This window comes from Streptomyces sp. NPDC028928, from assembly GCF_055564915.1.
On record NZ_JBVHVI010000012.1, the window covers coordinates 1 to 14,410 of the forward strand.

14 protein-coding genes are annotated in these 14,410 nt (G+C 70.3%); 4 read left to right on the forward strand and 10 right to left on the reverse strand.

Translation table 11 applies throughout. The annotated features are described in order from the left end of the window. Window positions 1-1,582 (reverse strand): type I polyketide synthase (locus ACZ4U1_RS27015; protein WP_467907033.1); only part of this gene is annotated, 1,582 nt, incomplete at its 3' end. 681 nt (window positions 1,583-2,263) lie between these two features. Here ACZ4U1_RS27015 and ACZ4U1_RS27020 point away from each other — a divergent pair. The 4 genes from ACZ4U1_RS27020 (at window position 2,264) to ACZ4U1_RS27035 (ending at window position 5,771) form a co-directional block, all read left to right on the forward strand. Further along, a complete protein-coding gene (locus ACZ4U1_RS27020; RefSeq protein ID WP_467906692.1) occupies window positions 2,264-3,112 on the forward strand; it encodes a 3-hydroxyacyl-CoA dehydrogenase family protein in 849 nt (282 codons plus the stop codon). A 105-nt stretch (window positions 3,113-3,217) separates the two neighbouring features. After that, window positions 3,218-3,514 carry an acyl carrier protein gene (locus ACZ4U1_RS27025; protein WP_467906694.1) on the forward strand — a complete coding sequence of 99 codons (297 nt, stop codon included), beginning with the start codon at window positions 3,218-3,220 and terminating at the stop codon, window positions 3,512-3,514. Then, window positions 3,507-4,646: an acyl-CoA dehydrogenase family protein gene (locus ACZ4U1_RS27030; RefSeq protein WP_467906696.1), complete on the forward strand. Its 1,140-nt coding sequence runs from the start codon at window positions 3,507-3,509 to the stop codon at window positions 4,644-4,646. The genes ACZ4U1_RS27025 and ACZ4U1_RS27030 overlap by 8 nt, the downstream gene beginning before the upstream one ends. Window positions 4,647-4,664: 18 nt before the next feature. Continuing rightward, window positions 4,665-5,771 (forward strand): HAD-IIIC family phosphatase, encoded by a 1,107-nt coding sequence (locus ACZ4U1_RS27035; RefSeq protein WP_467906698.1) that lies wholly within the window; start codon window positions 4,665-4,667, stop codon window positions 5,769-5,771. A 9-nt stretch (window positions 5,772-5,780) separates the two neighbouring features. On the opposite strand, the gene ACZ4U1_RS27040 is transcribed toward ACZ4U1_RS27035, so the two are convergent. From ACZ4U1_RS27040 to ACZ4U1_RS27080, 9 genes are all read right to left on the reverse strand, one after another. Beyond that, window positions 5,781-6,449 carry an O-methyltransferase gene (locus ACZ4U1_RS27040; RefSeq protein WP_467906700.1) on the reverse strand — a complete coding sequence of 223 codons (669 nt, stop codon included), beginning with the start codon at window positions 6,447-6,449 and terminating at the stop codon, window positions 5,781-5,783. Between the two features lie 79 nt (window positions 6,450-6,528). After that, window positions 6,529-7,884 (reverse strand): MraY family glycosyltransferase, encoded by a 1,356-nt coding sequence (locus tag ACZ4U1_RS27045; protein ID WP_467906701.1) that lies wholly within the window; start codon window positions 7,882-7,884, stop codon window positions 6,529-6,531. A gap of 128 nt (window positions 7,885-8,012) precedes the next feature. Further along, window positions 8,013-9,251, reverse strand: coding sequence for a serine hydroxymethyltransferase (locus tag ACZ4U1_RS27050; RefSeq protein WP_467906703.1), 1,239 nt, complete (start codon window positions 9,249-9,251; stop codon window positions 8,013-8,015). 100 nt (window positions 9,252-9,351) lie between these two features. Beyond that, entirely contained in the window at window positions 9,352-10,032 is a 681-nt protein-coding gene (locus ACZ4U1_RS27055) for an arsenate reductase/protein-tyrosine-phosphatase family protein (RefSeq protein WP_467906705.1), read from the reverse strand. Next, entirely contained in the window at window positions 10,029-10,676 is a 648-nt protein-coding gene (locus ACZ4U1_RS27060) for an L-threonylcarbamoyladenylate synthase (RefSeq protein ID WP_467906707.1), read from the reverse strand. Before ACZ4U1_RS27060 ends, ACZ4U1_RS27055 begins: the two co-directional genes overlap by 4 nt. A gap of 52 nt (window positions 10,677-10,728) precedes the next feature. After that, on the reverse strand, window positions 10,729-11,574 hold the full coding sequence (gene prmC, locus ACZ4U1_RS27065; RefSeq protein WP_467906708.1) for a peptide chain release factor N(5)-glutamine methyltransferase: 846 nt from the start codon (window positions 11,572-11,574) through the stop codon (window positions 10,729-10,731). Between the two features lie 56 nt (window positions 11,575-11,630). Continuing rightward, window positions 11,631-12,698, reverse strand: a complete 1,068-nt coding sequence (gene prfA / locus ACZ4U1_RS27070; RefSeq protein ID WP_392816816.1) for a peptide chain release factor 1 — start codon at window positions 12,696-12,698, stop codon at window positions 11,631-11,633. 105 nt (window positions 12,699-12,803) lie between these two features. Then, window positions 12,804-13,028 (reverse strand): 50S ribosomal protein L31, encoded by a 225-nt coding sequence (gene rpmE / locus ACZ4U1_RS27075; RefSeq protein ID WP_014675000.1) that lies wholly within the window; start codon window positions 13,026-13,028, stop codon window positions 12,804-12,806. A gap of 174 nt (window positions 13,029-13,202) precedes the next feature. Further along, entirely contained in the window at window positions 13,203-14,330 is a 1,128-nt protein-coding gene (locus ACZ4U1_RS27080) for an LCP family protein (protein ID WP_467906709.1), read from the reverse strand. Between the last annotated feature and the right edge of the window lie 80 nt (window positions 14,331-14,410).

Here is a 14,410-nt window from a genome sequence, read left to right on the forward strand (position 1 = left end):
GGAAACGCTCGTACAGCTCCCGGCCCATCCCCAGCCGCTGCGAGCCCTGACCCGAGAACAGCACCGCCAGCCGGCCACCCGCCACACCACCGGTGACCAGACCCGGCACGGACTCACCCCGCGCCAACGCCTCCAGCCCCGCCACCAACTCCTCACCCGAGGAGCCGACCACCACGGCCCGGTCCTCCAAAGCCGCCCGCCCCGCCAGCGACCAACCCACATCCACCGGCGAAACACCCTCGCCGCCGACACGGGACAACAACCGCTCCGCCTGCGCCCGCAACGCCCCCGCACCGCGCCCGGACACCACCCACGGCACCACCGACGGCACCACAACCGCACCCACACCGGCCCCAACCGGCGACTCGGGAGCCTCCTCCACGATCACATGCGCGTTCGTCCCGCCCATGCCGAAGGACGACACACCCGCAACGAGCGAATCGGCTTCCCGCGGCCAGGTTCCCAGCTCGGTCTGCACACGTAGCCGGAGCGAATCCAGTGGGATGTCGGCCGGGGGTTCCGTGAAGTTGAGGCTCGCCGGAACGAGCCTGTGCCTGATCGACAGAACGGTCTTTATGAGACCGGCGACACCGGCCGCGCCTTCCAGGTGTCCGAGATTCGTCTTCACCGATCCGACGCGCAGCGGATTACCGCTCGGGCGCTCCCTGCCGAATGCGGTTCCGAGTGCCGCCGCTTCGATCCGGTCGCCCACGCGCGTACCGGTTCCGTGGAGTTCGACATACTGAACAGCGGCGGGGTCGATGCCGGCGCGTGCACACGCGAGACCGATGACTTCTTCCTGTGCCGCCTGGTGCGGGACGGTGAGTCCCGGTCCGCCCCCGTCGTTGTTCACCGCGCTTCCGCGAATGACACAGAGGATGCGGTCGCCGTCGGCGAGGGCGTCGGAGAGCCGCTTGAGGACGACGATTCCGCCGCCTTCTCCACGGACATATCCGTTGGCCTGCGCGTCGAAAGTCCGGCACTCCCCGTCGGGGGAAAGTCCGCCGAACTTCTCCGAGCGTTCGGTGCTCTCGGGGGCGAGGGCGAGGTTGACGCCGCCGGCCAGGGCGAGGGTGCACTCTCCGGTCCGCAGCGCCTGGGCGGCCTGGTGCACGGCGACGAGGGAGGAGGACTGGCCGGTGTCGATGGTGATGCTGGGTCCGCGCAGGCCAAGGACGTAGGAGACGCGGTTGGCGATGATGCTGCGGGCCAGGCCGGTCATGGCGTGCTGGCCTACGGCGTCCGGTGCCTGACGGTGAGTGAGCATCGCGTAGTCGTCCCACATGGCGCCCACGAACACACCCGTCGAGCGGCCCTGGAGGCTCGGTGGAGCGATGCCGGAATCCTCCAGCGCTTCCCACGCCAATTCCAGCGCGAGACGCTGCTGCGGGTCCATCGCGGCGGCCTCGCGCGGGGAAACTCCGAAGAAACCCGGGTCGAATTCTTCGACTCGTTCCAGCTTTCCGGGGACGACGGAACGCCCGTCCTGCAACAACTGCCAGAATTCGGCTGCACTGGACACGCCCGGAAAACGGCAAGAAGTACCGATGATGGCGATGTAATCATCAGTTAAGGCGCGCATGCCGACCGACATACTGTAAAGATCCCCCGTCTAGCATGGAAAGCGGACATTGCATCCGCGCTGTCTCTCCAGGAGGACGACGGCGCCCTTCGGGTACAGCGACGTACATCCTGCAAGCCGTTCGCACCCTAACCCGGCCAGGTGATCCGGAGTCAAGAAAGTTCGGCCCGCGCGGAGATGGCCGAAGACGGCTCTTCGACGTCGCCGACGGCGTGGTTCGGCCACCGCCGTGACCGAAAACCACGCTGCCACACCTGCGAACTGTGTCGCACCTCACGCCTGGGTGCGACAGGCCGAGTGGCGTTGCGAGTTCGCTGCGCGGAACGGGCGCCCGGCCGTCCTTCCCCCTGCCTCGGACCGCGTGTTAGGTTGCGGTGAACGATCAAGGGGGAAGTCCCGGTGCGCGCATGACTCCGCGTCACCGACTCGGTCCAGGCGTCCAGTTGTGGGCGACAGGGCCCCAGGGGGTCTCGGCCTCCCTGGAGCACGGCCCGTTTCCGGTGCCTCTTCCTCCCGGTGAACGCCCGTCCCCTGTCCCGTACTTGTGCAGCAAGCCCCGTGTCGTCCGCCGCTTTCACCGGTGATGACCGCGATCACGGCCCGCGCACACGAGCATGCCCCCCCGTCCCTGACAGCCGTAGCGAGCCGGCCTGGCGAGCGTGAAGGAGTGTGTCCGGCACGATGAGTGAACCAACAACCCGTCAAGTCGCCATCGTGGGTGCGGGGGTGATGGGTTCGGGGATCGCTGCCCTGGTGCTCGGACACGGCATCCCCGTCGTCCTGGTAGACGTCGACGACACGACGTTGAGCGCGGCGCGCGTCAGGATCCAGCAGCAGCTGCGGCACGCTCAGCTCATGGGCGCGCTGCCCGCGGGCACGGCGCCCGGCGAGCTGACGACCAGTGTGTCCCTGGCGGACGTGGCGGACGCGACCGCGGTGATCGAGGCGATCGTGGAGCTGCCGGCGGAGAAGGCCAAGGTGCTGGCCGAGGTCTCGGCGGCCGTACGGCCCGGGACGCCGCTGATCTCCAACACGTCCGGGATCCCCATCGCCGAGCTGGCCCGGTCGGTCGACCGGCCCGAGGAACTGCTCGGCACGCACTTCATGAACCCGTCGTACCTGATCAGGATGGTCGAGGTCAGCCGGGGTCCGCAGACCGGTGACGCCGCCGTGGCCGCCGTGGTCGAGCTGCTGTCCGCGCTGAACCGCAAGGCGGTCATCGTGCAAGACGCGCCGGGCTTCGTCACGAGCCGGCTGCTGCATCCGATGATCAACGCCGCGGCGCGGATCGTCGGTGAGGGCACCGCGACGGTGGAGGCGGTGGACGAGCTGATGGAGGGCTGCCTCGGGCACCCGACCGGCCCGCTGCGCACCGCCGACCTGATCGGCCTGGACAACCTGGCCGACTCCCTCCAGGTTCTCTACGAACGCACCGGCGACCCCTCCTGCAAGCCCGCCGACCTGCTGCTGGAGAAGGTCCGCCAGGGTGACCTCGGCCGCAAGTCCGGCCGGGGCTTCTACGCGTACTGAGCGACGCGTGCCGAGACCCGCGGATCGAGACACGCGGAGCGAGACACGCGTGCCGAGAGCCGAAGACCCCTCTGAAAGTCACTCTGAAAGCCGAAAGGTGTTGCGGTGAGCACTGAACCCACCCCGCAGGGCGCCGAGTTGAGCGCCGAGTCCGTCGAACGGGAGCTGCTGGGCTTCCTGGAGGCCAAGACCAGGACCACCCTGACGCCGGACCAGGACATGTTCGCCTCCGGTCTGGTGTCCTCCATGTTCGCCATGGAACTGGTCGTCCACCTCGAGCAGACCTACCAGGTCGCCATCGTGGGCGCGGACCTCAAGCTGGACAACTTCCGGACCGTGCAGCGCATGACGGAGCTGGTGCTGCGGCTGCGGGCCGGGTCGGCCGCGGTCGGCCATGCCTGACCGGCACGTCGGCGATCCCGCTGCCGGCGACCGGCTCGCCGACGGGTTCGCTCTCCTCGACTCCCTCGTCGACGGGCGGGCCGAGGAATGGGATCTGTCCGGCGAGATCCCCCTGGAGGTGCTGCGCACCGCCGGGGAGCGGGGGTTGCTGTGCGCACAGGTCGCCGGTGAGCTGGGCGGACTCGGTCTCAGCAGCCGGGACAACGGTGAGCTGACGGCGCACGCGGGCAGCCTGTGCAGCTCGCTGCGGAGTGTGATGACCTCGCAGGGCATGGCCGCCTGGACGATCCAGCGGCTGGCCAACCCCGACCAGTCGGCCGCGCTGCTGCCGGAGCTGGTCGGCGGCAGGCTGGCCGCGGTCGGCTTCAGTGAGAGCGGCGCCGGCTCCGACGTGACCGCCATGACCACCAAGATCGAGGTGTCGGGCGATTCCGTCGTGGTCACCGGCCACAAGGTGTGGATGACCGCTGCCCACTACGCCGACCTGCTGGTCGTGTTCGGGCAGTGCGAGGGCGGTGCGGCGGTCGTCGTGGTGCCCGCCTCGGCGCCCGGCGTGCACGTGGAGCGGGTCGCCGATCCGCTGGGCTGCCGTGCGGCCGGGCATGCGAACGTGCGCTTCGACTCGGTGCGGCTGCCGCTGTCCAGTCTGCTCGGCACGCCGGGCATGCCGCTGCCGCTGCTGGTCACCACCGCCCTCGCCTACGGCCGTATCTCGGTGGCCTGGGGGTGTGTGGGCATCCTGCGCGCCTGCCGGAACGCCGCGGCGCGGCACGCCGCCTCGCGGGTGCAGTTCGGCAAGCCGCTGCACGAGCACCAGCTGGTGGCGGGGCACCTCGCCGACCTGTACGCGGCCGAGCAGGTCGCGGCCCAGGCGTGCGCGCATGCCAGCGCGTGCTGGGACGCCGGTTCCCCGGATCAGGTCGTGGCGACCGTGCTGGCCAAGCACGTCAGCGCCGGGCACGCGGCCCGTGGTGCCGCGGCGGCCGTGCAGGTGCTGGCCTCGGCCGGGGCGCGGGACGGTCATGTGGTGGCGCGCGCGTACCGGGACGCGAAGCTGATGGAGATCATCGAAGGCAGCAATGAAATCTGCCAGTTGATTCTGGCGCAGCACGCCGTGGCGACGGCACAGTGACCATCCTGGAGGATCTTCATGTCTGACGTGCCGACCACGGTGAAGTGCCTGGTCTGGGACCTGGACAACACGCTCTGGCAGGGCACCCTGTCGGAGGGTGACGCGGTGCGCCCGCCGGACGGCGTGCGGGAGCTGATCATCGAGCTGGACTCCCGGGGCATTCTGCAGTCGGTCGCCAGCAAGAACGACCACGACCTGGCCTGGGCCAAGCTGGAGGAGCTGGGGCTCGCCGAGTACTTCGTGCTGCCGCGGATCGGGTGGGGGCCGAAGTCGGACTCGGTGCGGGACATCGCGGAGCGGCTGAAGTTCGCGCACGGCACCATCGCGTTCGTGGACGACCAGCCCGCCGAGCGGGCCGAGGTCTCCTTCCACCTGCCGGAGGTCCGCTGCTACACCGCCGACCAGGTGCTGGAGCTGGCGGACCTGCCGGAGTTCAGTCCGCGGAACGTCACCGTGGACGCGCGGCGGCGCCGCCAGATGTACCAGGCCGGCTTCCGGCGGGAGGAGGAGCAGGCCGCTTTCCGCGGGCCGACGGAGGAGTTCCTGCGCTCGCTGGAGCTGGAGATGCGCATCGGCCGGGCGACCGAGGAGCAGCTGTCGCGCGTGGAGGAGCTCACGCTGCGCACCAGCCAGATGAACGCGACGGGCGTCCACTACTCCGACGCGGCGCTGCGCGAGCTGCTGGCCGATCCCGGGCACGAGGTGCTGGTGACGACCATGGCCGACCGTTTCGGTCCGCACGGTGCGGTCGGGGTGATGCTGCTGCGGACGCTGCCGGATGTCTGGCACATCAAGTTGCTGGCGACGTCCTGCCGGGTGGTGTCGTTCGGGGCGGGTGCGGCGATCCTGAACTGGTTGATCGACCAGGCCGCCCGGGCGGGTGCCCACCTGGTGGCCGACTTCCGGCCCACGGAGCGCAACCGCATGATGGAGATCGCCTACCGGTTCGCCGGTCTCGGCGAGGAGTCCTGTGCGTGCCAGGACGCGCTGCCCGACGCGGCGGCGGAGGATCTGCGACGGCTGCACCTGGTGCCGGCGCGTCGTGAGCCGCACGCGACGATCCGGATCAGCGCACCGGACCTGGCCGCGGACCACCGTGTGGCCACCGCGGGTCCGGTGCACTGACCGGCGTGCTCAGCATGCCTTCTTGCGTACCAGCGTGATGCCATCGGCCATCGGGAGGAGTGATATCTCCACCCGGTGGTCGTTGTGCAGGAAGGAATTCAGCTCGCGGATCGCGACGGTGTCGGGATCCTGGGCTTCCGGGTCGATGACCCGGCCGAAGAAAAGGGTGTTGTCGAGGACGACGAGTCCACCCGGACGCACCAGCTCGAGCGACAATTCGTAATAGCGACGGTAATTCGCCTTGTCCGCGTCGACGAAGGCGAAATCAAAGGTGCCCGCTTTTCCTTCGCCGAGCAGTCCGGCAAGGGTTTCGACGGCATTTCCGATACGGACGTCGATACGGTCGGACACGCCCGCCTTCGTCCAGTACTCCTGGGCGATGTCGGGCCATTTGTCACTGATGTCGCAGGTGAGGACGCGTCCGCCGGGTGCGAGGCTGCGGGCCATGCACAGGGTGCTGTATCCGGTGAACGTGCCGATCTCCAGGACCTGACGGGCGCCCGTCAGGCCGACCAGGAAACCGAGCAACTGTCCTTCCTCGGCCATGACCTGCATGGCCTGGCCCATGGGTAGTTCACCGGTCAGCTCGCGCAGGCCGCGCAGTATCTCGTCGTCCCGGAGGGAGACGTCGCGCACATAGGACAGTAATTCCGACGAGGACATTATTTGAGTAGCCACCGCCACAACATAGTGGCGGCGCATAATGTCACGCAAGGGCGGCAGAGCGAACCCCGGAATTAAATTCCCGTGCCCTGTGTCAGCGCGGTGTCCCCCGGAAGCGGGAACGGCCGCCGATGGCGGTGGCTCCGTTGGCCGAGGCCACACCGGCCGCGACCGGCGTGCTGCGCTCCTCGGTCTCATGGCCGTCACAGGCCCCGCTCGCCGGCGCGGACCCGCTCTGCGCGGCGGACAGGGCCGCCGACGACGCGGCCGGGGCGACGGCCCGGCGACGGCGGTAGCGCGGCGGCGCGAAGGCCTCCGCCCAGCGCGGGGCCCGCGGGGTGAAGCGGGGCAGCAGGAGCAGGACCAGGCCCACCGCGCTGAGGAACACCACGCCGAGCACGATCCACATCGACGCCGAGTTGACCGAGTACGCCAGCGCCCCGAAGCCGATCAGCGCCGACCAGAAGTACATGATGAGCACGGCCCGGCTGTGCGAGTGGCCGATCTCGAGCAGGCGGTGGTGGAGGTGGCCGCGGTCGGCGGCGAACGGGGACTGGCCGCGCCAGGTGCGGCGCACGATCGCCAGGACCAGGTCGGCGGCCGGTACGGCGATGATCGTCAGCGGCAGCAGCAGCGGGATGTAGACGGGGACCGTCTGGTGCACCGCCGCCTTCTCCGACCCGGTGAACAGCGCCAGCGCGTCCGGGTCCACCTGACCGGTGATGGAGATCGCGCCGGCCGACAGCACCAGGCCGATCAGCATCGAGCCGGAGTCGCCCATGAAGATCCGTGCCGGGTGCATGTTGTGCGGCAGGAAGCCCAGGCACATGCCCATGAGGATCGCCGCGAACAGCGTGCCGGGGGCGGCGGCCTCGATGCCGTACGAGTACCAGATCCGGTAGGCGTACAGGAAGAACGCGCCCGCCGCGATGCACACCATGCCCGCCGCGAGGCCGTCCAGGCCGTCGACGAAGTTCACCGCGTTGATCGTGATGACCACGAGGGCGACCGTGAGGAGCGTGCCCTGCCACTGGGTCAGCGCCACGTTGCCGACCCCGGGGATGGGCAGCCACAGGATGGTGAGACCCTGCATGACCATCACGCCCGCGGCGATCATCTGGCCGCCCAGTTTGATCAGCGCGTCGATCTCGAACTTGTCGTCCAGGACACCGATCAGCCAGATCAGCGCCGCGCCGGAGAGCAGCGCCCGCGGCTCGTTCGACTTGGCGAAGACCTCGTTGAGGTTGGTCAGGTGGTCGGCGACCAGCAGGCCCGCGCACAGCCCGAAGAACATGGCGATCCCGCCGAGCCGCGGAGTGGGCTCCCGGTGCACGTCCCGGGCTCTGATCTCCGGCATCGCTCCGGCCACGATCGCGAACTTCCGTACCGGCCCCGTCAGCAGATACGTCACCGCAGCTGTTGTGCAGAGCGTCAGCAGGTATTCACGCACGGGCTTCCCCACAGGTCTCGCTGGCCATCACAGACCCACACCCTAGCGATGGACGCATATAAATGAGGACTTCCGGGTAGCGACGACGGTTGCGCGACCGGCCGTGCGTCCCGGCCGGCCGCCCCGGCTCAGCCCCGGTACGGCGGAAACTGGCCGGTGAGCGCGCGCACCTCCTCCCGTGCCGCGGCCGGCTCCGTCTCGCCGCGCAGCACGGCCGCCAGCAGCGCCGCGATCCGCACCATCTCCGGTTCGCCCATGCCCTGCGTGGTCACCGCGGCCGTCCCCAGGCGCAGGCCGCGGCCGTCGCCGTGCGGCAGCGCACAGCAGTCCAGCACCAGTCCGGCCGCGAGGAGCCGGCCGCGCGCGGTACGGCCCTCCACGCCGAGCGGGGCCGGGTCCGCGGTGATCAGGTGGGTGTCCGTGCCGCCGGTGGTCACGACCAGGCCCTCCGCGGCCAGGTGACCGGCGAGCACCCGGGCGTTGGCGACCACCTGATGGGTGTACGCGGCGAACGCCGGTGTTGCCGCCTCGCCGAACGCGACGGCCTTGGCGGCGATGGTGTGCATCTGGGCGCCGCCCTGGGTGAAGGGGAAGACGGCCCGGTCGACGCGCTCGGCCAGCTCGGCGCCGCACAGGATCATCCCGCCGCGCGGGCCGCGCAGCACCTTGTGGGTGGTCGCGCACACGATGTCCGCGTACGGCACCGGGTTCGGGGCGGCGCCACCGGCGACCAGCCCGATCGGGTGCGCCGCGTCCGCGATCAGATAGGCCCCGACCTCGTCGGCGACCTCGCGGAAGAAGGCGTAGTCGATGTGGCGGGGGTAGGCGATCGAGCCGCACACGATGGCCTTCGGCCGGTGGTTGCGCGCCAGGTGGCGCACCTGGTCGTGGTCGATCAGCCCGGTCTCCGCGTCCACGCCGTAGCCGACGAAGTCGAACCAGCGGCCGGAGAAGTTCGCCGGTGAGCCGTGTGTGAGATGGCCGCCGTAGGGCAGGCCGAGCGCGAGCACGGTGTCCCCGGGGCGCAGCAGGGCCGCGTAGGCGGCCAGGACGGCCGAGGAGCCGGAGTGGGCCTGCACATTGGCGTGCTCGGCGCCGAACAGGGCCTTGGCGCGGTCGATGGCGGCGCGCTCGGCGACGTCGACCAGCTCGCAGCCGCCGTGGTGCCGGGCGCCGGGGTAGCCCTCGGCGTACTTGTTGGCGAGCGCGGAGCCGAGGGCGGCGAGCACGGCCGGCGAGCAGAAGTTCTCGGCGGCGATCAGCTGGAGGCTGGTCGACTGCCTCTCCAGCTCGGCCAGGAGGATCTCGGCCATCGCCGGGTCCTGCCGCCGCAGGACGTCGGTCTCGAGGGTAGGGGTGACCGACATGGCGGGCTCCCGGGCGGTCGACGGTGACGTATCCCCAATGTAGGCCCGGGTTGCGGCGCACGCGCGGTTGTTACGCCGTTTATGTCGGATTACGCACGCGCTACGTACGCGCCGGTACACCCGTCAGCGCGGTCACCACCGGATCCAGCGCGTCCCGTATCTCGTCGCCGATGGACCGGAAGAAGGTCAGCGGGGCGCCGTACGGGTCGTACACCTCGTCCGCCTCGGCGGTCGGGGCGAGCAGCCAGCCGCGCAGGGCCGCCGCCGCGCGCACCAGCGCCCGGGCCCGCAGGACCACACCGTCCTCCAGCGGCGGCAGAGTGGCCGGATCTATCGCCCGGACCAGCCGGGTGAACTCCTTCAGGGTGAAGGTGCGCAGGCCCGCCGAGTGGCCCATGGAGATGACCTGGGCGCGGTGGTCGCGGGTGGCGGTCAGCACCAGGTCGGCCTTGATCACGTGCTCGTCCAGCAGCTCGCGGCCGGTGAATCCGGTGGCGTCCGCGCCGAACTCGGCCAGCACGGTCTCCGCGTGGGACTCCATGGGCGCCCCCTCGTGGCCCCAGGTGCCGGCGCTCTCCACGATCAGCCCGCCGCCGAGTACGCCGAGCCGCTCCGCGACGAAGTGGCGGGTCAGCCGCTCGGTGATGGGCGAGCGGCACACATTGCCGGTGCTGACGTGGAGGATGCGGAAGGTGTCGCGGGGGAACCCGAACGTCGTCGTCTCCTCCGCGCTGTAGCCCCCGCCGCCGCCTATGCCACGCCCCGCTTCAGGGGCCGTCAATTCGCCACCTCAAGGTCGGGTACGACCTTGCGCAGCTCCTCCGCGGAGAGCGCACCCGCGCGCAGCAGCACCGGCACCCCGCGTGAGACGTCCACGATGGACGACGGCACGTTGCCCGGGGTGGGGCCGCCGTCGAGGTAGACGGAGACGGAGTCGCCGAGCATCTCCTGGGCGGCGTCGCAGTCCTCGGGCGCCGGGTGGCCGGTGAGGTTCGCCGAGGAGACGGCCATCGGGCCGACCTCGGTGAGCAGCTCGATGGCGACCGGGTGCAGCGGCATGCGCACGGCGACCGTGCCGCGGGTGTCGCCGAGGTCCCACTGGAGGGACGGCTGGTGCTTGGCGACGAGCGTCAGGGCGCCCGGCCAGAACGCGTCGACCAGCTCCCAGGCCGGCTCGGAGAAGTCCGTGACGAGGCCGTGCAGGGTGTTCGGGGAGCCGATGAGGACGGGGGTGGGCATGTTGCGGCCCCGGCCCTTGGCGTCGAGCAGGTCGGCGACGGCCTCGGAGGAGAACGCGTCGGCGCCGATGCCGTACACCGTGTCGGTCGGCAGCACCACCAGCTCGCCCCGGCGGACGGCGGACGCGGCCTCGCGCAGACCCGTCACGCGGTCGGTCGCGTCGTTGGTGTCGTATCGCCGTGCCATGTCTAGCTGGCCTCCTCGTACACGTACTGCGGGGTTGAAGTCTGCGGGATGCTCACGGCAGCGCCTTGCGGGCCGTGGCGAACCGCGGACGGTTGTTGAGGTCGGGGTGGTCGGCCGCGTCCGCCCAGCCCCGCTCCTCGGTGAAGATCCACGGCACCTGGCCGCCCTGGGTGTCGGCGTGCTCGATCACGACGACCCCGCCCGGGCGCAGCAGCCGGTGCGCGGTGCGTTCGATGCCCCGGATGAGGTCGAGGCCGTCCTCGCCGGAGAACAGCGCCATCTCCGGGTCGTAGTCGCGGGCCTCGGGGGCGACGTACTCCCACTCGGTGAGCGGGATGTACGGCGGGTTGGAGATGACCAGGTCGACCTGGCCGTCGAGGTCCGGGAAGGCGGTCAGCGCGTCGCCCTGGCGCAGGTCGACGCGGGAGCCCGCCACGTTCTTGCGGGTCCACACCAGGGCGTCCTCGGACAGCTCCACGGCGTGCACGCGCGAGCGCGGGACCTCCTGGGCGAGGGCGAGCGCGATGGCGCCGGAGCCGGTGCACAGGTCGACGATGCAGGGCTCGACCACGTCCATGGCGCGCACGGCGTCTATGGCCCAGCCCACCACGGACTCGGTCTCCGGCCGGGGCACGAACACCCCGGGGCCGACCTGGAGTTCCAGGTAACGGAAGTAGGCCCGTCCGGTGATGTGCTGCAGCGGCTCGCGCTGCTCGCGCCGGGCGATGACCTCCCAGTACCGGGCGTCGAAGTCGGCGTCCTTCACGGAGTGCAGTTGGCTGCGCTTCACGCCGTGCACGAACGCGGCCAGCTCCTCCGCGTCGGTGCGCGGCGAGGGCACGCCGGCGTCGGCCAGCCGCTGGGTGGCCTGGGCCACCTCCGCGAGCAGCAGGTTCACGCGAGTCCTCCGTGTCGTACTCGTGCTCGTGCTTGAGCCCGTACGTGCGTACGTGCTTACGCGGCGGCGAGCTTCGCCGCCGAGTCGGCGTCGACGCAGGCCTGGATCACCGCGTCGAGGTCGCCGTCCAGGACCTGGTCCAGGTTGTACGCCTTGAAGCCGACGCGGTGGTCCGAGATGCGGTTCTCCGGGAAGTTGTAGGTGCGGATCTTCTCGGAGCGGTCCACGGTGCGGACCTGGCTGCGGCGGGCGTCGGCGGCCTCCCGCTCCGCCTCCTCCTGGGCCATGGCGAGCAGCCTGGAGCGCAGGATACGCAGGGCCTGCTCCTTGTTCTGGAGCTGGCTCTTCTCGTTCTGGCAGGAGGCGACGACTCCGGTCGGGATGTGCGTGATGCGCACGGCGGAGTCGGTGGTGTTCACGGACTGGCCGCCCGGACCGGAGGACCGGTAGACGTCGATGCGGAGGTCGTTGGGGTTGATCTCCACGTCCACCTCCTCGGCCTCGGGGGTCACCAGGACACCGGCGGCGGAGGTGTGGATACGGCCCTGGGACTCGGTGGCCGGGACGCGCTGCACCCGGTGCACCCCGCCCTCGTACTTCAGCCGGGCCCACACGCCCTGGCCGGGCTCGGTCTGCCCGCGGGTCTTCACCGCGACCTGGACGTCCTTGTAGCCGCCCAGCTCGGACTCGGTGGCGTCGATGATCTCGGTCTTCCAGCCGACGCGCTCGGCGTAGCGCAGGTACATGCGCAGCAGGTCGCCGGCGAACAGCGCCGACTCGTCGCCGCCCGCGCCCGCCTTGATCTCCAGGATGACGTCCTTGTCGTCACTCGGGTCGCGCGGGACCAGCAGCAGGCGGAGCTTCTCGGTCAGCTCCTCACGCTGCTTCTCCAGGTCCTTGACCTCGGCGGCGAAGTCCGGGTCGTCGGCGGCGAACTCGCGCGCGGTCTCGATGTCGTCGCCGGTCTGCTTCCAGGAGCGGTACGTGGCGACGATCGGGGTCAGCTCGGCGTAGCGCTTGTTCAGCTTGCGCGCGTTCGCCTGGTCGGCGTGGACCGACGGGTCGGCGAGCTTCTTCTCCAGGTCGGCGTGCTCGGCGACGAGTTCCTCGACGGCCTCGAACATCTTGGGCTCCTGTACTGCGGTGAGGGGAAGGGCGATCGACCAAAAACGCCGGTCCCGGGCACACCCCCGCGAGGGCGTGACCGTGGACCGGCGAAATGGGGCTCGCTACTTCTTGGAGCCGGCGGCAGCCTTGCCGAAGCGGGCCTCGAAGCGGGCCACACGGCCACCGGTGTCGAGGATCTTCTGCTTGCCCGTGTAGAACGGGTGGCACTCGGAGCAGACCTCGGCCCGGATGGTGCCGGACTCGATGGTGCTACGGGTGGTGAACGACGCGCCGCAGGTGCAGCTGACCTGCGTCTCGACGTACGCGGGGTGGATGTCGCGCTTCAAGGTGTCTCCTAGGTTCCGGGAGGGCGCCGGGTCGCCACCGCGGGATGCGGGAGCGTGAACCGGAGCCGACGTACCAGTCTGCCAGGACTGGCGCCATCCTCCCAAACCGGGGGTGCGCCTGTTCTATTCCTGCGGGTGAGGGGGCCGCCCTCAGGCGGGCGGGGGGGGCGCCTCTCAGTTGGTCACGACGCCCTTGGCCTCGCCCGTGGCCGTGCCCTTCGTGGCCGCCTTCGGGATCGGCTTGTCGTCCTTCAGGGCGTTCCAGACCAACTGGGCCTTGGTCTTCTCCAGCAGGACGCGGTTGGGGTTGGCCGGGTCGTACTGGACGGGCATCGTGACCATCTTCATGTGGGACGAGCTGATGCCCTTGAGACCGCTGGCGAAGTCGATCAGGGAGTTGACCGAGCCGAGGTCGGAGTCGGTGGTGACGGCCTTGGTGGCGGTGTCGGCGAGGTCGTACAGCTTCTTCGGGCTGGTGAAGACGCCGACGTGCTTGACCTGGTCGATCAGCGCCTTGACGAAGGCCTGCTGGAGCTGGATGCGGCCGAGGTCGGAGCCGTCGCCCACGCCGTGCCGGGTGCGGACCAGGCCGAGGGCCTGCTCGCCGTTCAGGGTGTGGGTGCCGGCCCCCAGGTCCAGGTGGCTCTGCGGGTCCTTGATGCTCTTGGTCGTGGTGACCTCGACCCCGCCGAGGTCGTCGATGAGCCTCTGGAAGCCCTCGAAGTCGACCTCCAGGTAGTGGTCCATGCGGATGCCGGTGATCGACTCGACCGTCTTCACCGCGCAGGCCGCGCCGCCGGTGGAGTACGCCTCGTTGAACATCACGCCGGACGCGGCGGGGTGGGCGGTGCCCTTGGTGTCGGTGCACCGGGGGCGGTCCACCAGGGTGTCCCGGGGGATGGAGACCACGCTGGCCTTCTTGTGGCCCTTGTACACGTGGACGATCATCGCCGTGTCCGAGCGGGCGCTGCCGTCGTCCGTGCCGCCGCCGAGCTTCTTGTTCTTGCCGGAGCGGGTGTCCGAGCCGAGGACCAGGATGTTCTCGGAGCCGTTGTCGATCTTCGTGGGCCGGTCGGTGCCGAGGGCCTGGTTGATGTCGACGCTGTGGAGGTTGCCGTTGAGCTTGAAGTACAGGTACCCGGCGCCGGCCCCGCCCAGGACGACCACGCCCGCGGCCGTCCAGGCCGTCGCGCGCAGCGCCTTGCGGCCCGTGCTGGGGGCCTTGCGTCGGCGGCCCTTGCCCCGGCTGCGCGGGGCCGTGCCCGGCTCGGTTATGGCGGGCTGAGTGCTCTCGGCGGCCACATCGCTCCTAGGTCTCGGCGGTCGGGTACCCCCTGCGGTCAGGGTCGGGCGGTCGTCACCGCTCCATCGTCGCTCCGCCT

Bases quoted from the DNA above. Each gene is read 5' to 3' on its own strand.
- ACZ4U1_RS27030 (WP_467906696.1), top strand. From the start codon at position 3,507: ATGCCTGACCGGCACGTCGGCGATCCCGCTGCCGGCGACCGGCTCGCC.
- ACZ4U1_RS27020 (WP_467906692.1), top strand. From the start codon at position 2,264: ATGAGTGAACCAACAACCCGTCAAGTCGCCATCGTGGGTGCGGGGGTG.
- ACZ4U1_RS27060 (WP_467906707.1), bottom strand. From the start codon at position 10,676: ATGGCACGGCGATACGACACCAACGACGCGACCGACCGCGTGACGGGT.
- ACZ4U1_RS27050 (WP_467906703.1), bottom strand. From the start codon at position 9,251: ATGTCGGTCACCCCTACCCTCGAGACCGACGTCCTGCGGCGGCAGGAC.
- ACZ4U1_RS27035 (WP_467906698.1), top strand. From the start codon at position 4,665: ATGTCTGACGTGCCGACCACGGTGAAGTGCCTGGTCTGGGACCTGGAC.
- prfA (WP_392816816.1), bottom strand. From the start codon at position 12,698: ATGTTCGAGGCCGTCGAGGAACTCGTCGCCGAGCACGCCGACCTGGAG.